Origin of the sequence: Mycobacterium zoologicum, assembly GCF_020181635.2 — a bacterium.
GTDB lineage: Bacteria > Actinomycetota > Actinomycetes > Mycobacteriales > Mycobacteriaceae > Mycobacterium > Mycobacterium zoologicum.
Genome location: NZ_JAYJJS010000001.1, coordinates 152,673 through 175,888, shown reverse-complemented (window position 1 = coordinate 175,888; position 23,216 = coordinate 152,673). Strand labels below are relative to the sequence as shown.

Genomic DNA, 23,216 nt, shown 5'->3' with positions numbered 1-23,216 from the left:
GGTTACAGGCTCGCCTTGGGGAAGAGCAGCAGATAAAGCTGGCTCATACCGACGTTGACGATCATCAGTAGCAGAATCGACTCGACCACGGCGGCGTTCACCGAGTTCGCCACACCGGCCGGCCCGCCGCGGGTGTCCAGCCCCTTGTGGCAGGCCACCACCGCGACGATGGCGCCGAAGGCGATCGCCTTGGCCAGCGCCAGGACGAGGTCGTCGACGGTGGCGAACGAGGCGAAGGTCGCGACGAACGATCCCGGGGTGCCGTTCTGCACGTACACGTTGAACAGGTAGCCGACGAAGAAACCGGCGCACGTCGCCAGCCCGGTCAGCGCGACACCGACCAGGATGAGTGCGGCGAAACGCGGAACCACCAACCGGCGTATCACCGAGACCCCCATCACCTCCATCGCGTCGACTTCTTCGCGCATCGTCCGCGAGCCCAGATCGGCGCTCACCGCCGAACCCACCGCCGCCGCCAGCAGGATGGCGGCCACCAGGGGAGCGCCCTGACGGATCACCACCAGCCCGTTGGCGGCGCCGGACAGCGACTCGGCGCCGACCTGGCCGGCCAGCACGGCGAACTGAATCGACAACGTGACCCCGACGGGAATGGTCACCAGCAGGGTGGGCAGCAGGGCGGTGCCCGCCATGAACGCGGCCTGTTTGACGAACTCCGCGATCGGGAACCGGCCGGTGAACAGGTCGATGAACAGGTACTGGACGGTGCGTAGGCCCAGGGCCGTCTGGCCGCCGACTGTTCCCAGTGACCGAAGCGGATGCGCCCGGGTGTAGGACTGGACCCACGCGCCGACTTCGGCAACCGACGATCGCGCGCCGACGTCGTCTTCGCGCTCCGATGAGACAGTCAGCGGACCCTCCCCATTCTGCTTGGCGACTGCGACCCTGATGTCACCATCGGACGCCGAGCTTCGACCCGCCCGGTCGGCAGTGGCCGCTGCGCCACTGCCCCGGCACAGGCGGACCCAATGTTTGTTTTCGTCAGCGGAGCTTATCGCGCACCGCCGGAGCGGTCAACGCTTAAACGAGAAGCGTCGCGGAGTCGGTCAACGGCCCACCAGCGGCTGGTTCGGTACGCCGGGAAACAGCGGTTCGCTGGGGCCCGCGGTCACCCAACCGCCGAGTTTGGTGACGAGATGCGGGGCGAAGACCGCCCCGTACAGACCGTTGCCGATCACGACGACCGCGATGACGGACAGCATCGATGACCGCAGCCGACTCGTCGAGTGCCGGTCGGCCCACGCTTCGATGACGTTTCGCCCCTGCGGATCCGTTCGCCCGAGCAGGTAGGTGAAGACCATCATCTGCACGCCCATGGCCAGCGAGTCGTACAGCGGGTACTGGTGTGCTGTGCCCTCCGACAATGCCAGGCCGGGGATCACGTAGCCGTAGTGGAAGATGCCCAGCCGGGCCCCCAGGAAGGCGTTGAACATCAAAGCCCAGCAGAAGCCGACGACCAGGCCCGCGCTTAGGAGTGTGATCGGCCTGTTCCAGGCGAATCTGGCCGCAAGCCATCGGCCGACCGCCGCGCCCAGCACGGCGGGCAGTACGAAGTAGGAGATGTAGCCGACCGGAACGGACGACGGCAGGCCGCCCCACGTCATGTTCAGCGGCCACCAGGACGGCATGCGCGGCAGTGCCGGTGGAAACTGCGCGTACATCGCCCAGTCGTAGGGCGCCTCGATCCAGGAGAACGAGATCGCCGAGATGCACAGCAGCAGCAGGGGATGCAGGCGGCCACGGCGAATGCTCAAGTACACCCCGGCGGCCGTGAAGCCGATTCCGCCGAGGTAGGCGAAGGTGATACCCGCGATCAGCAGGGGTGAAAGCCCGGTGTTCATCGCAGGGCCTCCTGCTCGTGGCCGCCGCGGGCCTCCGGGTCGAAATACAGCACGGCGCCGTAGATCAGCGCGATCAATCCGAACAGCGTGCCCAGCATGATGACGGCGCCCACGTCCGCCCCTCCTTCGATCGGAAATCCAATGAGATAGTGTTCACTATCCGAAGTAGATAGTGGGCGGTATCTTAAAAGCCGTCAAGGTCTGAAAATGCTCAGCGGGAGGAGGTAGCGCATCGTGCCCCAGTCCGATGCTGGCGCGGCGGCGCGGCGGCCCCGTGGCGAGCCGCGCCGGTTGTTGCTCGATGCCGCCCGGGATCTGTTCGCCCGCCAGGACTATCGCGGTACGACCACACGCGAGATCGCCCAGGCCGCCGGTGTCACCGAAGCGCTGCTGTTTCGACACTTCGGCTCCAAGGCGGCGCTGTTCCGTGAGGCGCTGGTGTTGCCGTTCACCGGTTTCATCGATGAGTTCGGGCAGACCTGGCAGGCGATCGATCCGGACCACACCAGTGAGGAAGAGCTCGCCCGGTCCTTTGTCGGGCGGCTCTATGACGTGTTCGTGCGTCATCAGGGTCTGCTGGTGACGCTGATGGCCTCGGACTCGCTGGGTGAGGAGGAACTGGTCGAGGCCGGCATCGCCGACGTGCGGCGCGCGATCGCGCTGCTCGGCCAGATCAGCGCGGAGGGAATGAACCTGCGGTCGATCGGGTCGGCGCACCCGAATCTGCCGGCACACTCCACCGTGGCGATGATCGCCGGAATGGCGGCGCTGCGTTCGACCTACTTCGGATCCCGGCCGCCGTCACGGAAGGTGATCGTCGAAGAACTCACCCAGGCGACCCTGCACGGCTTCCTACACCGCGGCAACCAAGGGATGTGAGACATGACAGGTGCCAGCGCCGTCGGGCTGTACTACGACCCGTTCGACCGCGATATCGACGATGATCCCTATCCGGTGTGGAAGCGGATGCGCGAAGAAGAACCGTTGTACTACAACGAGAAATACAACTTCTATGCGCTCAGTCGCTACCAGGACGTGCTGCGTGAGCTGCCGAACTGGCAGACCTATCGCTCCGGCCGCGGGACCACCGCGGACATCCTGTTCAACAACCTCGAGGTGCCGCCGGGCATCCTGCTGTTCGAGGACCCCCCACTGCACGATCTGCACCGCGGCCTGCTGTCGCGGGTGTTCACCCCGCGGCGGATGCTGGCCGTGGAACCGCTGGTGCGGGAATTCTGCGTCAGGGAGCTCGATCCGCTCGTCGGCGCCGGCGGCTTCGACTTCATCGCCGATCTCGGGGCGATGATGCCGATGCGGACCATCGGCTACCTCTTGGGCATACCCGAGAAGGACCAGGAAGCGATCCGGGACCGCAACGGCTCCTTCATCGAGATGGCCGACGGCCGCGAGCCCGGCGACATCACCCAGCAGGTCTTCGCGGACACCATCGTCATGTTCGCCGAATACATCGAGTGGCGGGCCGCCCACCCCTCGGACGATCTGATGACCGACCTGTTGACCGCGGAGATCGAGGAGGCCGACGGGACGCGGCGTCCGCTGTCGCGCACCGAGGTGCTCGCCTACACCGCCATGATCGCCGGTGCCGGGAACGAGACCACGGCCCGGCTGATCGGCTTCATGGCGCAACTGCTCTCCGACCATCCCGATCAACGCCGCGAGCTGGTGGCCACCCCGGCCCTGATCCCCGGTGCGGTCGAAGAGACGCTGCGCTACGAACCTCCCTCGCCGGTGCAGGCACGCTATGTCGCCCGCGACGCCGAGCACTACGGCCGTCTCGTTCCGGAGGGATCGTTCATGTTGCTGCTCAACGGTTCCGCGAACCGGGACCACCGGCACTTCTCCGATCCGGATCGCTTCGACATTCACCGCGAGGGTGCCCACCTCAGCTTCGGCAAGGGGGTGCACTTCTGCCTCGGTTCGGCACTGGCCCGGATGGAGGCCAGGGTCGCGTTCGAAGAGGTCCTCAAGCGCTGGCCCGACTGGGAAGTCGACTACGCCCACGCCGAGCGTGCACACACCGCGAGTGTGCGGGGGTGGGCGAGGCTGCCCGTGACCATCGGGTGAGTCACATGGCGATGCCGAGGCGGTGACACACCTCGAACACCTCGTCGAAGATCGAGTCCGGGACGGTGCACGGATCGGTCGCCGACACCTGGGCCAGATGCGTGGCGACGTCGTCGGCGGTGGGATCGGCGCCGGGTTCGGCGATCCATCCGGCGCCGAGTCCGACGAAGACCCGCGCGAACCGGCCGGCGCAGGCCGAATAGTTGCGGTGGGTGAAATCGCAGTCGCGACTGGCCAGGTAGACCACGATCGGCACCACCAGCTCGGGCCGGATCGCCTTGAGGAAAGCGACGTCATCGATCGCTTTGGGGTCGTCGACGGTATCGGTGACCATCCGGGAGAAGCCGAACGGCAGGACGGTATTGGACCGGATGCCATGCGGCGCACCCTCGATCGCGATGACGTTCGACAGCCCGACCAGGCCCGCCTTGGCCGCGGCGTAGTGAGCCTCCAGGGGCTGGCCGAACATTCCGGCCGATGAGGAGGTGAACACGAACCGGCCGTAACCCTGCTCCTTCATCACCCGGTAGGCGGGCTGGCTCAGATAAAAACCGCCGTCCAGGTGTACCCGCAGCATGCGCCGCCAGTCGTCGGGGGAGATCTCCTCGAACGCAATGCTGCTGAAGATGCCCGCGTTGCTGACGACCGCATCGAGGCGGCCGAAGCGCTCGACGGCGGCGGCGATGATCGCCTCCCCACCCGCGGGGGTGTCCACCGAGTCGTACGACGCGACGGCGACACCGCCGGCAGCGGTGATCTCGTCGACCACGAGGTCGGCCACACCACTGTCGGCGCCGTCGCCGTGCATCGACCCACCCAGGTCGTTGACCATCACCGAGGCGCCGCGCCGGGCCAGCTCCAGCGCGTAGTGCCGGCCCAGACCCCGCCCTGCCCCGGTGACGACGGCCACCTGGCCGGTGAAGTCGATCATTGTGCGGCGCCTACCCCTCGATCCATTGACTGCGGTCGTGGCGGACTCTACGGTGGAACAGATATTTGGTCAAGAATTCGGGCGAGGGGCCGTGACGAACCACCACGAAGCCGGTGAATCCCTGATGCGCTGGAACCTGTTGGCGTCCGCGCTGTCCGGGCGTGCGCTGCAGGTGGTGGCGGCCGATACCGGCGAACCCGCGTGGACCGACGGCAAGACCGTTCACCTCGACCCGGGCATCGGCGCGGACCGTCAACGGGAGGCGGTTGCGGTTCAGGCGAGCCTGCTCGCGGCCGGAAGCCTGGAGCCCGGCCTGGTGCACAGGCTGGTGCGGCGCCGTGCGCTGACGGCCCGATACCTCGCCGTGGAGGGGCATCGGGCACTGGCGGCCAACGTCGAGCTGCTGCCGCCGTCGGTCGCGTCGCTGCTCGACTACGAACTGGCCGCCCGCACCGATTCGCCCGCTGCCTCACTGGCGCTGGCGAGCACGGCCGACGACACACCGCCGCCCGCCTTCGGTGTCATCCGTCCGGGAAAGCTGCTGGCCCAACCCGACAATGCCGGCAAATCGGATGCCGGGCAGGCGCATCGGCCACGTCAGCGCAGCAGGCCGCTGGCCGAACTGAACGAGGACGACGACGCCGAGGACGTGATGGATGTCTTCTCCAGTCCGGTCGGCGGCAGCGGGGCGCTGGGCCGGATGGTCGCCAAGATGCTCGAGGTGACCCGGCGGCTCGGCGGCAACGGCCCGCCGGGGGCGGATGCCCCCACGCATCGGACCCGATCCGGGCGACCGGGAGGTAGGGCGGTGTCCAGCGTCGGCCTCGGCGGTCTCGACGACGACACCGCCGCGGGCGGCACCGCGGGCACGACATATCCCGAATGGGATGTTCATCGCCGGTGCTACCGGCAGAACTGGTGCACCGTAACCGAAGTCGTGCCGAGCCCCGGCACCGATCCGGGGCCGGCGGCGGCCGACCACGGATTGCGCCGGCCCCTGGCCCGGCTCGGCGTCGGTTTGGATCGCTACCACCGGCAACCGCAGGGCGACGATATCGATCTGGATGCGGCGGTCGAGGGCCGAGTCGAAGTGCTGGCCGGATCCGCGCCCGATGAAGCGGTCTACCTGGACAGCCTGCGACGGCGCCGCGATCTTTCGGTGCTCATTCTGCTGGACGTCTCGGGATCGGCGGCCGAGCCCGGCACCGCCGGCCAGACCGTGCACGCCCAGCAGCGCGCGGCGGCCGCGGCGCTGGCCACCGCCCTACATGACCTGGGGGATCGGCTCGCGCTGTATGCGTTTGCCTCCCAGGGCCGCTCGGCGGTACACCTCACGCCGGTCAAGCGCTTCGATGACGCCCTCGATGTCCTCGCGATGAGGCGGCTACACGGCCTCAAACCCGGTGCCTACTCGCGGCTTGGCGCCGCGATCCGGCATGGCTCGAGTGTTCTGGAGCATCGTGGCGGCACCCCGCGGCGACTGCTGGTCGTGCTCTCCGACGGCCTGGCCTACGACCACGGCTACGAGCGCGTCTACGGCGCTGCCGACGCCCGCCGCGCCCTCGGCGAGGCGCGCCGGCGCGGCATCGGCTGTCTGTGCCTGACGGTCGGCGCGGCCACCGATGTCGAGGAGCTGCGCCGGGTATTCGGCAGCGCGGCACACGCGACCATTCCGCGGCTCGACCAACTCAGCCGGCTGATCGGACCACTGTTCCGTTCGGCGCTGTACTCAGCCGATCTGCGACGACGTGTTGCGTGACGAGAAAGGGATGAACACCATGGCAACTGCGGCCGGAGGTCCGCGACCCTACTACGTGTCGGTCGGAAACGAGGAGCAGGTTTTCAAAGCCGCGTACCGGCAAGGGCTATCGGTGGTCCTCAAGGGTCCCACCGGATGCGGCAAGACCCGCTTCGTCGAGGCGATGGCCCACGATCTGAACCGGCCGCTCATCACCGTCGCGTGCCACGACGACCTGACCACCGCCGATCTGGTCGGCCGGTACCTGTTGCGGGGCGGGGAGACCGAATGGTCGGACGGGCCGCTGACCCGGGCTGTGCGTGAAGGTGCGATCTGTTACCTCGACGAGGTGGTGGAAGCCCGCCAGGACACGACCGTGGTGCTGCATCCGCTGGCCGACCACCGCCGCCAGCTGCCGATCGAGCGACTGGGCCTGACATTGGATGCCGCACCGGGATTCGGTCTGGTGGTGTCCTACAACCCGGGCTATCAAAGTGTGCTCAAGGACCTCAAGGACTCGACCCGTCAGCGCATGGTCGCCATCGAATTCGGATTCCCCGCAGCCGATGTCGAGGAGAAGATCGTCGCCTCCGAAGCCGGACTCGACCACGAGGGCGCCGCGGAGCTGGTACGGCTCGGGCAGGCGATTCGGCGTGTGGAGACCGGCGGGCTGCGCGAAGTCGCCTCGACACGGGTGCTGATCGCCGCCGGGCGGTTGGTCGCCGAGGGGCTGAGCCCGCGTGCGGCGGCCCGGGCCGCGATCGCGGGCCCGCTCACCGACGACTCCCTGGTGGCGGCCGGCCTGAACGAGATGATCGACGGGTATCTCGCCGACAGGTGATTGACGGTCAACCATTGCCACGCTAAGGTCTGAACAAATATTAGGTTCCAGTTGGGAGTCGAATGTCCTACGAGAGCACCGCAGAGCCGATCAAGATCGGCTATCTGATGGATTTCCTTCTCCCGGAGGGCTTTCCGAAGACCTATTTCGAGGATCTGACGCAGCCGTTGGACCTGGTCTTCAAACAGGCAACCGAGCAGGGCCTGCTGGACCGGCCCATCGAGATCGTCTACCGCGAAGTCGAGGGCCTACCCAAGGGCTCGGTCAAGGCCGTCATCGACGCCTACGGGGAACTGTGCGACGAAGGCTGCCTGGCGGTGTTCGGCCCGCACATCACCGACAACTGCGTGCCGACCCGAGAGGCGATCGAGGAACGCTTCAAAGTGCCGTGCCTGTCCGTCACCGGCTCCGATGAGGCGCTGGGGGAGTGGTTCTTCGCGTTTCCGCAGGGTTCGCTGACCGACGAGCCGATCTTCTGGACCGACCTACTGGCCAAGGGCGGCCATAGCCAGGTCGGGGTGCTCAAGGAACAGTCGCTGGTGGGCGAGACCTACCTGAAGAATTTCCGCGAGGCGTGCCGGCGCAAAGGCATCCAGATCGTGGCCGAAGCGACGATCGCCCAAACCGCGCAAGACGTTTCGGAGGCGGTGCGGACGCTGCACGAGGCCAAGGTTCCGGCGATCGTGCACTGCGGCTTCGGCTTCGGCATCGTCTTCATCAACCCGGCCCTGGAGGCGCTGGGCTGGGATCCGCCGCGGTTCACCAGCACCGCGTTCCAGAACGCCTGGATCAACCCGGTGATGTGGAACGCGTTCATGGGCTGGATCGGCATCGACCAGTACGACGAGGGCAATCCGGTCGGCCAGGCGTTCCTCGACGACTACCAGCAGGCCTACGGCCGCCGCACCGAGTGGTGCGTGTCGGTGGTCAACCGTGATGTCGCGATGACCCTGGTGCGGGCATTGAGCGATGCCCATCCGCTCAGCCCGCGTGGCGTCAAGGAAGCCCTGGAGCGGGTGAAGATGATGCCCGCAGCCTCCGGTGCGCCGGGAACCCGGGTGTCGTTCGGGAATTGGACCCGCCGGGCCTGGATGGGTGCCGGCTACCTGGTGGCCCGCAAGCTCGACGCCGACGGCGTCAACTCTCATCTCGTCGACCGTTTCGGAGAGGAATAACCGATGACCGCGGAACAGACAGCGCCGGCCTCGAAACATCAGGCCGCCGCACCGGCGCAACAGCGAAAGGGCTCGCCCTGGGTGTGGGCGTGGGCAGCAGCCGGGTTCGGCTTCGTGGCGTTCCTGCTCGCCAATGCCCGAACCGGTCTGGAGTCCGATCGGGTTCGTGACGCGGCGTACACGCAGACACCGCCGGAGCGGCCGGTGCCGGTGCTGTTCGGGTTCGACCACTGGCTGGGCGTCTTGGAGGCGTTCACCGTCGTCGTGATGATCGGCATCATCGTCACCTACGTGATCGCGTGGCGCCGCCATCCCTATCACCCGGTGCTGCTGATGGGCATCGTCACGACGCTGATCGTCTGGCAGGACCCGATCATGAACTGGGCGCCGTTCGCGGTGTACAACCCGGAGTTGCATCACCTGCCCGAAGACTGGCCGCTGGTCTCGCTGTCGCCCACCGTGGAGCCATTCGTGGTGCTGGGCTACATCATGTTCTACCTGGCGCCTTACTTCCCGGGGATCTGGCTGCTGCGCCGCATCCAGGCGCGCCGGCCCGTCGACTCCTTCGTGTGGCGCCACCCGCTGATCAGCCTGGCGATCTGCATCCTGCCGTTCGGGATGGTGATCGACGCGGCTCTGGAGATCACGCTGGTGCAGACCGGAATGTACATCTATTCCCAGGTCCCGTTCGGGTCGATCTTCATGGGCCAGACACACCAATTCCCGTTCATCTTCGAGATATTTGCGGTGAACTTCGTGATGGTGCCCGCCGGGGTGCTGCTGTACCGCGACGACACCGGCCGCACCGTGGCCGAGAAGCTGGCGCAGCGGGCGAAGATCTTCGCCGGGCGCCCGACGCTCGGCATGTTCACGGTGATGCTGGTGTTGATCAACCTCGGCTACTTCTGCTACGGCAGCACCTTCGCCCTGGTCAAGGCGACACACCTGTCCCGGACGGTGGCCTGCGCGTGGCCGTATCCCGAAGCGAAGATCTATGACCCGCAAGGCTTTTACGAGAAGCAGGGCCAGCCCGGCCCGTACTCGGTGGGCATCTGGTCGACCTGGCTCAGCGGCCAACCGAGTGGGCGGCCCGATGTCGAGCTCGGCGCCGACGGCGACCGCTGCGGACCCGGCAATGGGTGAACGCCGCAGCGTCGTGGTCACCGGCGCTTCGCGCGGACTCGGGCTGGCGTCGGCGGTGCACCTGTACCGCAGCGGCTGGCAGGTGATTGCCGCGATGCGATCACCGGAGACCGGGATGGCGGAGCTGCATCGGGCCACCGGTGCATCCGGCGATGACCCTCGGCTGGTCGGAATCCAGTTGGACCTGACCGACCTGGCGTCGGTGGCCGCCGCCGCCAAGGCCGTCGAGGAAGCCGTCGGCGCCCCGTACGCGCTGGTGCACAACGCCGGGATCTCGGCGGCCGGGATGGCCGAGGAGACACCGGTGGACCTGTGGGAGCGGATGTTTCAGACCACCGTGTTCGGGCCGGTGGCGTTGACCAACGCGCTGCTGCCGGCGATGCGCGCCGCGGGCCGGGGGCGCATCGTGGTGGTGTCCAGTGCGGGTGGTGTCCGGGGGATGCCGGCCACCGCGCCGTACTCCGCGGCAAAGGGGGCCTCCGAGCGCTGGGCCGAATCCCTGGCGAACGAGATCGCGCCGTTCGGACTGGGGGTGACCATTCTGGTGACCGGCACCTACGACACCGAGATCATCACCGACGCGGGCACCACCGACTGCCGGGACCTCCAGGGCCCCTACGCGCGTCACCACAGCACCATGGACCGGAGGGGACGAGCTGCGGTCAAACGCGCCGCCCGCTCTCCGGAGCGCTTCGCCGCCGGACTCGCTACCGCGCTGGAATCCCGCAAACCGTTCGTCCGGCAGCCGGTCGGCCCCGACGCCCGAATGTTGTTGATCGCCAACCGAATGCTCCCCGGCGCGGGCTTCCATCATGCGATTCGCCTGATGATGGGACTGCCGCGGTTCGGGGCCATGGCAGACAGGGGCCGCAATGGCTGACCTTCCCCACCTCGAGTCACAGATGATGATCGACGGCAAGCTCGTCGGCGGCCGCAACGGCACCTTCGTCAACCTCAATCCGGCCACCGAGGAAGCGATCGGCGAGGTCGCCGATGCCTCGGCAGCCGACATGCACCGCGCCATCGACGCCGCGCGACGGGCATTCGACGACACCGACTGGTCGACCAATCATGGTTTCCGGCAACGTTGTCTGCTGCAACTTCAGGACGCACTGGAAGCCGAGCAGGAGGAGCTGCGCGAAGAGCTGATCCTCGAAGCCGGCTGCCCACGGGCCATCACCGCGGGACCGCAGCTCGACGCGCCGCTGTCGGACGGCCTGAGATACCCGGCGCAGCTGATCGACAGCTATCCGTGGGAGACGTCGCTGGGGGACGCGTTCGTCTCGGTGACCGGGGTCAACACCACTCGCAAGGTCTGGCGGGAACCCGTCGGGGTGGTCGGGGCGATCGTGCCCTGGAACTTCCCATTCGAAGTCGCCATCCACAAGATCGGTCAATCACTGGCGACCGGCAACACACTCGTGCTCAAACCCGCGCCCGACACCCCGTTCAACGCGACCCGGCTGGGGCGGCTGATCGCGGAGAACACCGATATCCCACCGGGTGTGGCGAATGTGGTCACCTCCTCGGATCACCTGGTCGGCGAGCAGCTGACCTGCTCGCCCAAGGTCGACCTGATCTCGTTCACCGGCTCCACCGCGGTCGGGCAGCGCATCATGGAAAAGGGCGCCGCGACCATGAAGCGCCTCTTCCTGGAACTCGGCGGCAAGTCGGCGACCATCGTGCTGGACGACGCTGACCTCGGGCTGGGCTGCATGATGGGCATCGCGCCGTGCATGCACGCCGGCCAGGGCTGCGCCAACCCGACGCGGCTGCTGCTGCCGCGGTCGCGCTACGACGAAGGCGTCGCCATGCTGCAGGCGATGTACGCCGGTATCGCGCCGGGCGACCCGCAGGACGCCTCGACGCTGTGCGGTCCGGTGATCTCGGCCAAGCAGCGCAGCCGGATTCGCGGCTACATCGAGAAGGGGATCGCCGAAGGCGCCACCATGCTCGTCGGGGGAGCCGAGGCGCCGGACGGGTTTGACCGCGGGTTCTTCGTCAAGCCAACCCTTTTCGTCGACGTCGACAACTCGATGACCATCGCCCAGGAGGAGATCTTCGGGCCGGTGCTGTCCGTGATTCCCTACACCGACGAAGACGACGCGGTGCGCATCGCCAACGACAGTCCGTACGGCCTGGCCGGCAACGTCATGTCGGGCAGCCTGGATCACGCACTGGCCGTGGCCAAGCGGCTGCGCGCCGGATTCATCGGCCTCAACGGGGCGGCCGGTTACGGAGCCGACACGCCCTTCGGCGGCTACAAGGCCAGCGGCGTCGGCCGCCAGAACGGCATGGCCGGGTTCGACCAGTACACCGAGATCAAATCCGTTGCCTACCCCGCTCTTTAGAGGAGATGTCATGCAATTGTTCGACGACCTGGAGGATTTCGGCGCCTTCGACGACGTGGTCTCCGGCGACGTCCGAGACCCCTACACCGAACTGGCACGGTTGCGCCGCGAGGATCCGGTGCAGCGCATCGACATGTCAGGGATGCCGCACGAGGAGTCCAAGCCGGTGTTCATGGTGTACCGGCATGAGGACGTGATCGCGATGTTGCGCGACAACGAGACATTCTCGTCGTCGATCGTGATCGACACCTTCGGCGATGTGCTCGGCAGGACCGTGATGCTGGGCATGGACGAGCCGGTGCACGGCCGGCAGCGCGCGCTGGTGTCCAAGGCGTTCTCGCCGCGGGCGGTCGCGGGCTGGGAACACGAGCTGGTGATACCGGTGGCCAATCTGCTGATCGACCGGTTCGCCGACCGGGGCCATGCCGACCTGGTCAAGGAGTTCAACTTCGAGTACCCGACCCGGATCATCTCCCGGATACTGGGCCTGCCCGAACAGGATTACGAGCAATTCCAGCGCTGGTCGATCTCGCTGCTGTCCTTCACCATCAACCCCGAGCGCGGGCGCGCCGCGTCGGAGGCGTTGCGCGACTACTTCGCCCCGATCCTGGCCGCCCGCCGGGTCGAGCCGCGTCAGGATCTGATCAGCCGGCTGGCCGACGCCGAGATCGACGGCGAGAAGCTGTCCGACGAGGAGATCTTCTCGTTTCTGCGGCTGCTGTTGCCGGCGGGCATCGAGACCACCTACCGGTCGCTGGGAAACCTGCTGTTCGCGCTGCTCACCCACACCGATCAGCTCGACGCGGTGCGCACCGACCGGGCACTGCTGCCGCAGGCCATCGAAGAGGGGGTGCGCTGGGACGCACCGCTGCTGACCATCACCCGGGTGGCCACTTGCGACACCGAGTTGGGCGGGGTGGCCATTCCCGCCGGCTCCGCGGTGATGCCGATGCTGGGGGCCGCCAACCGCCAGGACGACCGCTACCCCAGCCCGAACGCGTTCGACATCTTCCGCGAGTCCAAGGTTCACGCGTCCTGGGGCCACGGCGCCCACGTCTGCCTCGGTAGTCACCTGGCCCGGATGGAGATGCGCGACGCGCTCGGTGCGATGTTCGACCGGCTGCCGAACCTTCGGCTGGACCCCGACGGAGGCGATCCGCACATCCGCGGGCAGGTGTTCCGGTCACCGACGTCGCTGCCCGTGCTGTTCGATGCGCCATGACCGGGCTACGGTTCGACGGGCGCGTTGCCGTCGTCACCGGGGCTGGGCGCGGGGTGGGTCGCAGTCACGCGATGCTGTTGGCGGACAAGGGCGCCCGGGTGGTCGTGGCCGACTACGGGGTCGGCATCGACGGCGACGGCTGCTCTCCGGCACCGGCCGAGGACGTGGTGCGCGAGATCGCCGACGGCGGAGGGCAGGCGGTGGCATGCTACGCCTCGGTCAGTGAACCCCAAGGCGCACAAGCGATCATCGACACCGCCATCGAGGCCTTCGGGGGGATCGATGTGGTGGTCAACAACGCCGGCATCCACGACCCCGGTCTGTTCGACGCGCTGTCGATCGAGCAGTTCCGCCGCATGCTCGACGTGCACTATCTGGGCACCGTGGCCGTCTGCCGTGCCGCGTGGCCGCATTTCGTCGCGGCGGGCTACGGCCGGATCGTCAACACCGTCTCGGAAGCCATGCTGGGCGGCATCTCCGAGCTGACCAGCTACGGCGCCGCCAAGGGGGCGGTGTTCGGCCTGACCCGCAATCTGGCGACCGAGGGAATCGGGCACGGCATCCGGGTGAACGCCATCTCGCCGCGCGCCAACACCCGGATGTCGGCGTCGCACTCGGACTCCGTGGCCGCTCAATTGTCCATCCCCGCAGACGTCATGGACACCATCAACGCCAGCATGCCGCCGGAATTGTGCGCGCCCGCAGCGGCTTTCCTGGCACATCAGGACTGCCCGCTCAACGGCGAAGTCCTGCAGGTCGGCATGGGCAATATCGCACGCATCGCCGTGGTGCGTACCGCGGGAATCACCAGAACGCCTCTGACAGCAGAGGACATCGCCGAGAACCTCCCGGCGATCATGAACATTTCGGACGCCCAGGTGACCGCCGTCACCGAGATGGTGCAGTGACCAGAGCAGGAGGCCTCGCTATGAATGACTACGATTCCGTCGACTTCTTCACCGACCAGTCGCTGATCCCCGACCCGTACCCGTACTTCGACCACCTGCGGGCCAAGTGCCCGATCGTGCACGAACCGCACCAGGGGGTGCTGGCCGTCACCGGGCACGCCGAAGCCCTTGCGGTGTACAAGGATCCGGCGTTCTCCGCGTGTGTCTCGGTCGCGGGCCCGTTCTCCGGCCTGACGTTCGAACCCACCGGTGACGATGTCAGCGAGCTGATCGAGGCCCACCGCGACCAGATCCCGATGAGTGAGCACATCGTCACCCAGGACCCGCCCGAGCACACCCGCACGCGGGGCCTGTTGAGCCGGCTGCTGACTCCCAAGCGGCTCAAGGAGAACGAGGACTTCATGTGGCGGCTGGCCGACGAGCAGCTGGACAAGTTCGTCGCCCGCGGCAGCACCGAATTCATCGAGGACTACGCCAAACCGTTCTCGATGCTGGTGATCGCCGACCTGCTCGGGGTGCCCGAAGACGATCACCGCGAATTCCGGCGGGTGATGGCCGGCGAGCAGGTGGGATCGCTGGACGACGACCCGGTCTCCCACAACCCGCTGCAGTGGCTGGACGACATGTTCTCCGCCTACGTCGAAGACCGGCGCAAGCAACCGCGCGGCGACGTGCTGACCGAACTGGCCCAGGCCAAATACGAGGACGGCTCGACACCGGAGGTCATCGACGTGGTGCGGGTCGCCACGTTCCTGTTCGCCGCCGGCCAGGAGACCACGGTCAAGTTGCTCTCCGCCGGGCTGCGGGTGATCGCCGAACAGCCCGACATCCAGGCGTTGCTGCGCAGCGACCGCAGCCACATCCCGGTGTTCCTGGAGGAGACGCTGCGCACCGAAAGCCCGGTCAAGTCGCACTTCCGGATGGCGCGGACCACCACGACGGTCGGCGGCGTCACCGTTCCGGCCGGCACCACGGTGATGCTGCTGCCCGGCGCCAGCAACCGCGACCCCCGCAAGTTCGACGAACCCGAGAAATTCCGGGTCGATCGGGCCAACGTGCGCGAGCATGTGGCGTTCGGTCGCGGCGTGCACTCGTGCCCGGGCTCCCCGCTGGCGCGTGCCGAAGGACGCATCTCACTGAACCGCATCCTGGACCGGATGGCCGACATCAGGATCTGCGAGGAGAGGCACGGTCCACCCGAGGCCCGCCGGTACAACTACGAGCCGACCTTCATCATGCGGGGGCTGCAGGATCTGCACCTGGAGTTCACGCCGGTCGGCTGACCCGGTACCTGCCCCCGCCCGTCGACACCCGGTGCGGCCTGGTCAACAATCGAGTCAAGATTCCTCGTTGACTAAGGAGAACACCATGGCTGAGGCCGTCATCGTAGAAGCGGTACGTTCGCCGATCGGCAAGCGCAACGGCGGACTGTCCGGGGTGCACCCGGCGGAACTGTCCGCGCAGGTGCTCAACGGGCTGGTGACGCGGGCCGGGGTGGACCCCGCCCTGGTCGACGACGTGATCTGGGGTTGCGTCATGCAGGCCGGCGAGCAGGCGCTGGACATCGGGCGCACCGCCTTGCTGACCGCGGGCTGGCCGGAGAGCGTGCCCGGCGTGACGGTGGATCGCCAATGCGGATCCAGCCAGCAGTCGGTGCACTTCGCCGCCGCCGGTGTGGTCGCCGGGCACTACGACGTCGTCGTCGCCGGGGGCGTCGAGTCGATGTCACGCACCCCGATGGGCGCGTCGCTGGCCAACGGCGGGCACCCCTACCCGGAGGCGTTCCGGGCGCGTTACAGCCAGACCCCCAACCAGGGCACCGGTGCGGAGATGATGGCCGACAAGTGGGGCTTGAGCCGCACCGCGCTGGATGAGTTCGCCCTGGCGTCGCACGAGAAGGCGGCTGCCGCACAGGATTCCGGAGCGTTCGACGACGAGATCGTCGGAATCAAGGATGCCGAAGGCAACACCGTGGCGGCCGACGAGGGTATTCGGCGCGGCACCACGCTGGAGAAGATGGGCCAGCTCAAGCCCGCTTTCAAAGAAGACGGCGTGATTCATGCCGGTAACTCCAGCCAGATCTCCGACGGCTCGGCGGCGCTGCTGTTCATGTCGGCGGCCAAGGCGCGGGAGCTGGGCTGTACGCCGCTGGCTCGGGTGCACACCGCGACGCTGGCCGGCGCCGACCCGGTGATGATGCTGTCCGCACCGATCCCGGCCACGCAGAAGGCATTGCAGCGCTCCGGCCTCAGCGTCGACGACATCGGGGTGTTCGAGGTCAACGAGGCCTTCGCCCCGGTGCCGATGGCCTGGCTGGCCGACATCGGTGCCGACCCGAAGAAACTCAACCCCAACGGCGGGGCGATCGCGCTGGGCCACCCGCTGGGCGGTTCCGGCGCCCGCATCATGACCACCATGCTGTATCACATGCGCGCCAACGGGATTCGCTACGGCCTGCAGACCATGTGCGAGGGTGGCGGCCAGGCCAACGCCACCATCCTGGAACTGCTGTGAGCCAGGCCGTCGTCCTGGTGGAACGCCGCGGCAACGTCGCGCTGATCACGATCAACCGGCCTGAGGCGCGCAACGCCGTCAACGGCGCGGTCAGTACCGGCATCGGCGACGCACTCGCGCAGGCCCAGAACGACGACGACGTGCGCGCGGTGGTGATCACCGGGTCCGGGGACAAATCGTTCTGCGCCGGAGCCGATCTCAAGGCCGTTGCCAACCGCGAGAACATCTACCACCCCGACCATCCGGAGTGGGGGTTCGCCGGCTACGTGCAGCACTTCATCGACAAGCCGACCATCGCCGCGGTCAACGGCACTGCGCTCGGCGGCGGTACCGAGATCGCCTTGGCCAGCGACCTCGTGGTCGCCGAGCAGCGGGCCCAGTTCGGTCTCCCGGAGGTCAAGCGCGGCCTGATCGCCGGGGCCGGCGGGGTGTTCCGCATCGTCGACCAGCTGCCGCGCAAGGTCGCCCTGGAACTGCTCTACACCGGGGACCCGATCTCGGCCGATGACGCCGCCCGCTGGGGACTGGTCAACCGGGTGGTCCCGGACGGCTCCGTGCTGGATGCCGCGCTGGAGCTGGCGGCCAGCATCACCGGCAACGCGCCGCTGTCGGTGCGCGCCAGCAAGCGCATCGCCTACGGCGTCGACGACGGCGTCATCACCGGCGAGGTGGCGGACTGGGCCCGCAGCGGCCGGGAGTTCGCCACGCTGCTCCGCTCCGAGGACTCCAGGGAAGGCCCGCGGGCGTTCGCCGAGAAGCGGGCACCGGTGTGGAAGGCGCGGTGAGCCGGGTGCCCCAACCGCTGATCATCGCGATTGCCGGCCACACGCCGCAGGTGCACGCCGAGGCCTGGGTGGCGCCGAACGCCACCCTGATCGGCCAGGTCAGCCTGGCCGCCGGGGCCAGCGTCTGGTACTCGGCGACGCTGCGTGCCGAGGTGGAACCGATCGAGATCGGTGCCGGCTCCAACATTCAAGACGGTGTGACGGTCCACGTGGACAAGGACTTTCCGGCCCGGGTCGGGGCCCGGGTCAGTGTGGGGCACAACGCGGTGCTGCACGGCTGCACCGTCGGCGACGACTGCCTGATCGGCATGGGTGCGATCGTCCTCAACGGAGCCGTGGTGGGCGAAGGGTCCCTGGTCGCTGCCGGCGCGGTGATCCCGCAGGGCATGGTGGTGCCGCCCCGGTCGCTGGTGGCGGGGGTGCCGGGCAAGGTGCGGCGCGAGCTCAGCGAGGCCGAAGTCGCCAACAACCGGTTCAACGCCGAGGGGTATCGCGTGCTGACCGAAGTCCATCGGGCGAACTGACGCATTCGGGCCACCGACTGGGCTTGGGCCGCTACGTTTTAGGTCATGACCCAGATCAGTCCGGCCCGCCCCGGCCTGCTTCGCGAGTTCACCGACATCTTCACCAAGGTCTCCGCGCCCTACCACGAGCCGCGGGCCGTGGTGCGGCGTCGGCGCATCGTCGTCGCGGTGGTGGTGGTGCTCGGTGCGGCGGTGCTGGCATTCATGCACACCAAGAACCCTGGTGACGCCGCGTTCTACTGGCTCTCGCTGGCACTGGCCGCGATCTGGTCGGTGGGGGCGGCGGTGGCCGGGCCACTGCACCTGGGTGCGGTGCGTTTCCGGGGGCGCAACGAACGGCCGGTGTTCACCGGAACCGGCGTCGGCCTGGCGTTGGGCGCAGTGTTCCTGCTGGGCGGGCTGGCGGTGCAGCAGATCCCGTCACTGGCCGCCGACGTGACCGCCATCCTGGACTACACCGGTCAGGTGTCGTGGCGGCTGGTGGTGCTGATCGCGATCGTCAATGCGGTCGCTGAGGAGATGTTCTTCCGCGGTGCGCTGTTCAGTGCGTTCGGCCGCCGCTACCCGCTGGTGTTGTCGACACTGCTCTACGTCGCGGCGATGATGGCGGCCGGCAACCTGATGATCGGTGTCGCCGCGCTGGTGCTGGGCACGGTCTGCGCGGTCGAGCGCCGGGCCACCGGCGGGGTGTTGGCGCCGGTGCTGACGCACCTGGTGTGGGGGCTGGTGATGGTGCTCGCGCTGCCCGCGGTCTTCGGCAGGTAATCACTGCCTTCGCCTATGCCGTGTCTTCGGCAGGTAATCGCTGCCTTCGCCTCTGCCGTGAACGTGCACAAACGTCCGCCCTGTCCAGGCGTTTTGCCGGACATTTGTGCACGCTCGCGCAGAAGGGGGAGAAGCAGAAGGGGGAGAAGCAGAAGGGGCAGAAGGGGGAGGGGTCAGGAGTCGGTGAATTTCGGGGCGCGCTTGTCCTGAAACGCGCGGGTGCCCTCCCGAAAGTCGTGGGAGCTCAACAGAATCGACTGCCCGACGAACTCGCGGTCCAGTGCCGAGTCCAACTCGGCCAGCGTCGCGGAGTTGATCGCGTGCTTGGTCTTGGCGAAGGCGACCGCCGGCCCGGCCAGCAAGCCGGCCAGCACCTTGTCCACCTCGGCCTCGAACTCCTCGGCCGGGTAGACGGCGCTGATCAGCCCGGCTTCCAGCGCGTCGGCGGCGGGCAGTCGCTCGGCCAGCAGCGCCATCCGCATGGCGCGGGCCCGGCCGATCGCCGCGGCCACCAATGCCGAGGCGCCGCCATCGGGCATCAGCCCGATCTTGGTGAACGCCAACATGAAAAACGCCTTGTCCGAGGCCAGCACCAGGTCGCACGCCAGCGCCAGCGACACCCCGACACCGGCGGCCGGGCCCTGCACCACGGCCACCACCGGACGTGGCAGCGCCACGATCGCCCGGATCGCACGATTGGCCTCGACGATGATCTCCGTCGGCACCCCGTCGCCGGCGTCCTCGGCGCTGATCCCGGCACCGGAGCTGAATCCGCGCCCGGCGCCGCCGAGGCGCACCGCGCGCACCCTGGGATCGAGGGCGGCGCCCTCCATGGCGTCGGCGATTCCAGCGAGCACGCCGGTGGTCACCGAGTTCAGACTGTCGGGGCGGTCGATGGTCACCGAGAGCACGCCGTCGGCCAGGGAGACGGACAAGCCGTCCACCGGAGCCAGGGTGTCGATGCCGGAGTCGATTGCGGTCATAGCCCTCACCTTAGGATGCAGATCACATCCGGTTACGACGAGGAGGCACACATGGCGGGTCCACTGGCGGGGTTGCGGGTCATCGAGTTGGCCGGGATCGGTCCGGGGCCGCACGCGGCGATGATCCTCGGCGACCTGGGCGCGGAAGTCGTGCGCGTCGACCGTCCGCCGAAATTCGGTGGCGGAGCACCGGCGGACACCATGCTGCGCAACCGGCGTTCGGTGACCGCCGACCTGAAGTCGCCGGAGGGCCGCGACCTGGTACTCAAGCTCGTCGCCAAGGCCGATGTGCTCATCGAGGGCTTCCGGCCGGGTGTCACCGAGCGGCTCGGGCTGGGCCCGGAGGACTGCGCGAAGGTCAACGACAGGCTGGTCTACGGCCGCATGACCGGCTGGGGCCAGACCGGGCCGCGTGCGCTGCAGGCCGGCCACGACATCAACTACATCTCGCTCAACGGCACCCTGCACGCGATCGGCCGCAAGGGCGAGCGCCCGGTGCCGCCGCTGAACCTGGCCGGCGACTTCGGGGGTGGATCGATGTTCCTGCTGGTCGGCATCCTGTCGGCGCTGTGGGAGCGGCAGACCTCCGGCAAGGGGCAGGTGATCGACGCCGCCATGGTCGACGGCGCCAGCATGCTCGGGGCGATGATGTGGAGTTTCCGCGCCCAGGGCCTGTGGAGTGACGAGCGCGGGGTGAACATGCTCGACACCGGCGCGCCCTACTACGACACCTACGAGTGTTCCGACGGCCGCTACGTCTCGGTCGGCTCGATCGAGCCGCAGTTCTTCGCCGAACTGCTGGCCAAGCTGGGCCTGGACCCGGCCGAGGTACCCGCCCAGAACGACAAGAGCCGCTGGCCGGAGTTGCGCGAGGTGTTCACCAAGGCGTTCGCCGCCCACGACCGCGACCACTGGGCGACGGTGTTCGCCACCTCGGATGCCTGCGTGGCGCCGGTGCTGGCGTTCAACGAGGTGCAGACCGATTCGCACGTCGCCGAACGCGACACCTTCTACGACGTCGACGGATCTCTGCAGCCCATGCCGGCGCCGCGGTTCTCCCGCAGTGTTCCCGACGTTCCGACTCCGCCGTCGGTATTGGGGGCCGACAACGAGGCGATCCTGGCGGACTGGGTATAGTCCCGACCAACCAGGTGGTTGGTCGACGAGAGGGGTACGCGGTGCGGATCAAGGACGCGGTGGCGGTGGTCACCGGCGGCGCTTCGGGATTGGGCTTGGCGACCACCAAGCGCCTGCTGGATGCGGGTGCTTCGGTGGTGGTGATCGACCTGCGCGGTGCCGAGGCGGTCGCCGAGCTCGGTGACCGGGCGCGGTTCGTCGAGGCCAACGTCACCGACCCGGACGCGGTCAGCGCCGCATTGGATGTCGCCGAGTCGATGGGGCCGCTGCGGATCAACGTCAACTGCGCCGGCATCGGCAACGCGATCAAGACGCTGAGTAAGGACGGCGCGTTCCCGCTGGATGCGTTCACCAAGGTCGTGCAGGTCAACCTGATCGGCACCTTCAACGTGCTGCGGCTGGCCGCCGAGCGGATCGCGAAGACGGACCCCGTCGGCGAAGAGCGTGGCGTCATCATCAACACCGCGTCGGTGGCCGCGTTCGACGGCCAGATCGGCCAGGCCGCCTACTCGGCGTCCAAGGGCGGCGTGGTCGGCATGACGCTGCCGATCGCCCGGGATCTGTCCCGGGAGTTGATCCGGGTCTGCACCATCGCACCGGGCCTGTTCAAGACGCCGCTGCTGGGTTCGCTGCCCGAGGAGGCGCAGAAGTCACTGGGCGCGCAGGTGCCGCACCCGGCCCGGCTCGGCGACCCGGACGAGTACGGCGCGCTGGCGCAGCACATCGTCGAAAACCCCATGCTCAACGGCGAGGTGATCCGCCTCGACGGCGCGATCCGGATGGCCCCCAGGTAATCAAGGAGTCCACATGTCCCTGACAACGAAGTTCACCGAGGTCTTCGGGGTCGAGCACCCCATCGCCCAGGGCGGAATGCAGTGGGTCGGCCGCGCGGAACTGGTTGCGGCCGTAGCCAATGCGGGGGCCCTGGGGTTCCTCACGGCGTTGACGCAGCCCACCCCGGCCGACTTGGCTAACGAGATCGCCAAGACCCGCGACCTGACCGACAAGCCGTTCGGGGTGAACCTGACCATCCTGCCGGCGATCAACCCGCCGCCTTATGACGAATACCGGCAGGTGATCGTCGACGCCGGCATCAAGATCGTCGAGACCGCCGGATCCAACCCGGCACCGCACCTGCCGATGTTTCACGACAACGGGATCAAGGTGCTGCACAAATGCACCTCGGTGCGGCACGCGGTCAAGGCCCAGAGCCTGGGCGTGGACGGCATCAGCATCGACGGCTTCGAATGCGCCGGCCACCCCGGCGAGGACGACATCCCGGGCCTGGTGCTGATCCCGGCCGCGGCCGCCCAGATCGAGATCCCGATGATCGCCTCCGGCGGTTTCGCCGACGCCCGCGGCCTGGTGGCGGCACTGGCGCTGGGTGCCGACGGCATCAACATGGGATCGCGGTTCATGTGCACCGTCGAGTCGTGCATTCACCAGAACGTCAAGGAGGCCATCGTCGCCGGCGACGAGCGCGGCACCGAGCTGATCTTCCGGCCGCTGCGCAACACCGCCCGGGTGGCGTCCAACACCGTCTCGCGTGAGGTCGTCGACATCCTCGACAAGGGCGGGCAGTTCCCGGACGTGCAGGAGCTGGTGGCCGGGGTGCGCGGGCGCAAGGTATTCGAGAACGGCGACGTCGAGGCCGGGATCTGGTCGGTGGGCACATCGATGGGCCTGATCAACGACATCCCCACGTGCGGGGAGTTGGTGTCGCGGATCGTCGGCGAAGCCGAGGACATCATCACCGGCCGGCTCGGTGGCATGGTCGAAGACGACGACGAAGAGAACGTGGCTTAGCCGGTCACACCGCCGCGGCTGCCGAGCGAGAAATCCGGTCCCGCCGGGCGGTGACCACGCGTCGCGTCACGCCGACGATCGGCACCAGCAGCGCCAGCACCGGCATCGCGAACAGCAGCGCGCTGCCACCGGCATAGCTGCCGGCGACGATGACGAGTCCCCACACCAGGCTCGCCACGGCGGAACAGGCCACGAATGCGGCGAAGGGCCTGTGGGCGGCACCCAGTCGTGCAGGCACAAAACCCCGTGTCGGGGGAATCCAGCGTTGCACGAACAGCGCGCCCATCATGCCCCGACGTGGGGCAGCGGCGGCTTTACGGGTGATCCGCTTCGCGCGCCTGGCCAGGCGTGTTCGCAGCAATCTCAGGCCGAACCGCCTGCCGGCTGCGTAGCTCAGCGCGTCGCCGAGCACCGCCGCAGCGATCGTGACGATCACCAGCGCCACGACA

The 23,216-nt window shown here is 68.0% G+C and carries 23 protein-coding genes; 18 read left to right on the top strand and 5 right to left on the bottom strand.

Going from position 1 to position 23,216, the window contains the following annotated elements; all coding sequences use genetic code 11:
• Nucleotides 1–2: 2 nt before the first annotated feature.
• Both K6T84_RS00855 and K6T84_RS00850 read right to left on the bottom strand, forming a co-directional pair.
• Nucleotides 3–869, bottom strand: a complete 867-nt coding sequence (locus K6T84_RS00855; RefSeq protein ID WP_225401979.1) for an MlaE family ABC transporter permease — start codon at nucleotides 867–869, stop codon at nucleotides 3–5.
• Between the two features lie 195 nt (nucleotides 870–1,064).
• The gene (locus K6T84_RS00850; RefSeq protein WP_224864872.1) at nucleotides 1,065–1,859 is read right to left on the bottom strand and encodes a spirocyclase AveC family protein; all 795 of its coding nucleotides are present in this window, start codon (nucleotides 1,857–1,859) and stop codon (nucleotides 1,065–1,067) included.
• Between the two features lie 234 nt (nucleotides 1,860–2,093).
• Here K6T84_RS00850 and K6T84_RS00845 point away from each other — a divergent pair, with 234 nt between their 5' ends.
• On the top strand, nucleotides 2,094–2,738 hold the full coding sequence (locus tag K6T84_RS00845; protein WP_225401636.1) for a TetR/AcrR family transcriptional regulator: 645 nt from the start codon (nucleotides 2,094–2,096) through the stop codon (nucleotides 2,736–2,738).
• Between the two features lie 3 nt (nucleotides 2,739–2,741).
• Nucleotides 2,742–3,944, top strand: a complete 1,203-nt coding sequence (locus K6T84_RS00840; RefSeq protein WP_224864874.1) for a cytochrome P450 — start codon at nucleotides 2,742–2,744, stop codon at nucleotides 3,942–3,944.
• Between the two features lies 1 nt (nucleotide 3,945).
• Here K6T84_RS00840 and K6T84_RS00835 read toward each other — a convergent pair whose 3' ends face one another.
• Entirely contained in the window at nucleotides 3,946–4,875 is a 930-nt protein-coding gene (locus tag K6T84_RS00835; protein ID WP_225401637.1) for an SDR family NAD(P)-dependent oxidoreductase, read from the bottom strand.
• A 124-nt stretch (nucleotides 4,876–4,999) separates the two neighbouring features.
• On the opposite strand from K6T84_RS00835, the gene K6T84_RS00830 reads away from it, so the two are divergent.
• The 13 genes from K6T84_RS00830 to K6T84_RS00770 all read left to right on the top strand — a co-directional run bounded on the left by K6T84_RS00830 (nucleotide 5,000) and on the right by K6T84_RS00770 (nucleotide 18,841).
• Nucleotides 5,000–6,634: a nitric oxide reductase activation protein NorD gene (locus K6T84_RS00830; RefSeq protein ID WP_225401980.1), complete on the top strand. Its 1,635-nt coding sequence runs from the start codon at nucleotides 5,000–5,002 to the stop codon at nucleotides 6,632–6,634.
• 10 nt (nucleotides 6,635–6,644) lie between these two features.
• Entirely contained in the window at nucleotides 6,645–7,454 is an 810-nt protein-coding gene (locus tag K6T84_RS00825) for a CbbQ/NirQ/NorQ/GpvN family protein (protein ID WP_224864876.1), read from the top strand.
• 62 nt (nucleotides 7,455–7,516) lie between these two features.
• Complete coding sequence (locus tag K6T84_RS00820; RefSeq protein WP_224864877.1) at nucleotides 7,517–8,629, top strand: ABC transporter substrate-binding protein; 1,113 nt, start codon at nucleotides 7,517–7,519, stop codon at nucleotides 8,627–8,629.
• A 3-nt stretch (nucleotides 8,630–8,632) separates the two neighbouring features.
• Nucleotides 8,633–9,772, top strand: coding sequence for a spirocyclase AveC family protein (locus K6T84_RS00815; protein WP_224864878.1), 1,140 nt, complete (start codon nucleotides 8,633–8,635; stop codon nucleotides 9,770–9,772).
• Entirely contained in the window at nucleotides 9,765–10,652 is an 888-nt protein-coding gene (locus tag K6T84_RS00810; RefSeq protein WP_224864879.1) for an SDR family oxidoreductase, read from the top strand. The genes K6T84_RS00815 and K6T84_RS00810 overlap by 8 nt, the downstream gene beginning before the upstream one ends.
• A gap of 22 nt (nucleotides 10,653–10,674) precedes the next feature.
• Nucleotides 10,675–12,123, top strand: a complete 1,449-nt coding sequence (locus K6T84_RS00805; protein WP_225401981.1) for an aldehyde dehydrogenase family protein — start codon at nucleotides 10,675–10,677, stop codon at nucleotides 12,121–12,123.
• 10 nt (nucleotides 12,124–12,133) lie between these two features.
• The gene (locus K6T84_RS00800; RefSeq protein WP_224864880.1) at nucleotides 12,134–13,345 is read left to right on the top strand and encodes a cytochrome P450; all 1,212 of its coding nucleotides are present in this window, start codon (nucleotides 12,134–12,136) and stop codon (nucleotides 13,343–13,345) included.
• The gene (locus K6T84_RS00795; RefSeq protein WP_225401638.1) at nucleotides 13,342–14,253 is read left to right on the top strand and encodes an SDR family NAD(P)-dependent oxidoreductase; all 912 of its coding nucleotides are present in this window, start codon (nucleotides 13,342–13,344) and stop codon (nucleotides 14,251–14,253) included. The genes K6T84_RS00800 and K6T84_RS00795 overlap by 4 nt, the downstream gene beginning before the upstream one ends.
• 20 nt (nucleotides 14,254–14,273) lie before the next feature.
• On the top strand, nucleotides 14,274–15,536 hold the full coding sequence (locus K6T84_RS00790) for a cytochrome P450 (RefSeq protein ID WP_224864882.1): 1,263 nt from the start codon (nucleotides 14,274–14,276) through the stop codon (nucleotides 15,534–15,536).
• A gap of 85 nt (nucleotides 15,537–15,621) precedes the next feature.
• Nucleotides 15,622–16,767, top strand: a complete 1,146-nt coding sequence (locus K6T84_RS00785; protein WP_225401639.1) for a thiolase family protein — start codon at nucleotides 15,622–15,624, stop codon at nucleotides 16,765–16,767.
• Nucleotides 16,764–17,552, top strand: coding sequence for a crotonase/enoyl-CoA hydratase family protein (locus tag K6T84_RS00780; RefSeq protein ID WP_224864884.1), 789 nt, complete (start codon nucleotides 16,764–16,766; stop codon nucleotides 17,550–17,552). Before K6T84_RS00785 ends, K6T84_RS00780 begins: the two co-directional genes overlap by 4 nt.
• Nucleotides 17,553–17,557: 5 nt before the next feature.
• On the top strand, nucleotides 17,558–18,076 hold the full coding sequence (locus K6T84_RS00775; RefSeq protein WP_224864885.1) for a gamma carbonic anhydrase family protein: 519 nt from the start codon (nucleotides 17,558–17,560) through the stop codon (nucleotides 18,074–18,076).
• 45 nt (nucleotides 18,077–18,121) lie between these two features.
• Nucleotides 18,122–18,841 carry a CPBP family intramembrane glutamic endopeptidase gene (locus K6T84_RS00770; protein WP_224864886.1) on the top strand — a complete coding sequence of 240 codons (720 nt, stop codon included), beginning with the start codon at nucleotides 18,122–18,124 and terminating at the stop codon, nucleotides 18,839–18,841.
• Nucleotides 18,842–19,014: 173 nt separating this feature from the next.
• On the opposite strand, the gene K6T84_RS00765 is transcribed toward K6T84_RS00770, so the two are convergent.
• Nucleotides 19,015–19,824, bottom strand: a complete 810-nt coding sequence (locus K6T84_RS00765) for an enoyl-CoA hydratase (RefSeq protein ID WP_225401640.1) — start codon at nucleotides 19,822–19,824, stop codon at nucleotides 19,015–19,017.
• A 51-nt stretch (nucleotides 19,825–19,875) separates the two neighbouring features.
• Between K6T84_RS00765 and K6T84_RS00760 the strand changes: the two genes are divergently transcribed.
• From K6T84_RS00760 to K6T84_RS00750, 3 genes are read left to right on the top strand one after another with little or no spacing between them, the layout of a single operon-like run.
• Entirely contained in the window at nucleotides 19,876–20,961 is a 1,086-nt protein-coding gene (locus K6T84_RS00760; protein WP_224864888.1) for a CaiB/BaiF CoA transferase family protein, read from the top strand.
• A 41-nt stretch (nucleotides 20,962–21,002) separates the two neighbouring features.
• The gene (locus tag K6T84_RS00755; RefSeq protein ID WP_224864889.1) at nucleotides 21,003–21,755 is read left to right on the top strand and encodes a 3-hydroxyacyl-CoA dehydrogenase; all 753 of its coding nucleotides are present in this window, start codon (nucleotides 21,003–21,005) and stop codon (nucleotides 21,753–21,755) included.
• A 13-nt stretch (nucleotides 21,756–21,768) separates the two neighbouring features.
• Entirely contained in the window at nucleotides 21,769–22,767 is a 999-nt protein-coding gene (locus K6T84_RS00750) for an NAD(P)H-dependent flavin oxidoreductase (RefSeq protein ID WP_224864890.1), read from the top strand.
• A gap of 4 nt (nucleotides 22,768–22,771) precedes the next feature.
• Here the strand turns inward: K6T84_RS00750 and K6T84_RS00745 are convergent, their stop codons facing one another.
• Nucleotides 22,772–23,212 carry a DedA family protein gene (locus K6T84_RS00745; protein WP_225401641.1) on the bottom strand — a complete coding sequence of 147 codons (441 nt, stop codon included), beginning with the start codon at nucleotides 23,210–23,212 and terminating at the stop codon, nucleotides 22,772–22,774.
• Nucleotides 23,213–23,216 lie beyond the last annotated feature (4 nt).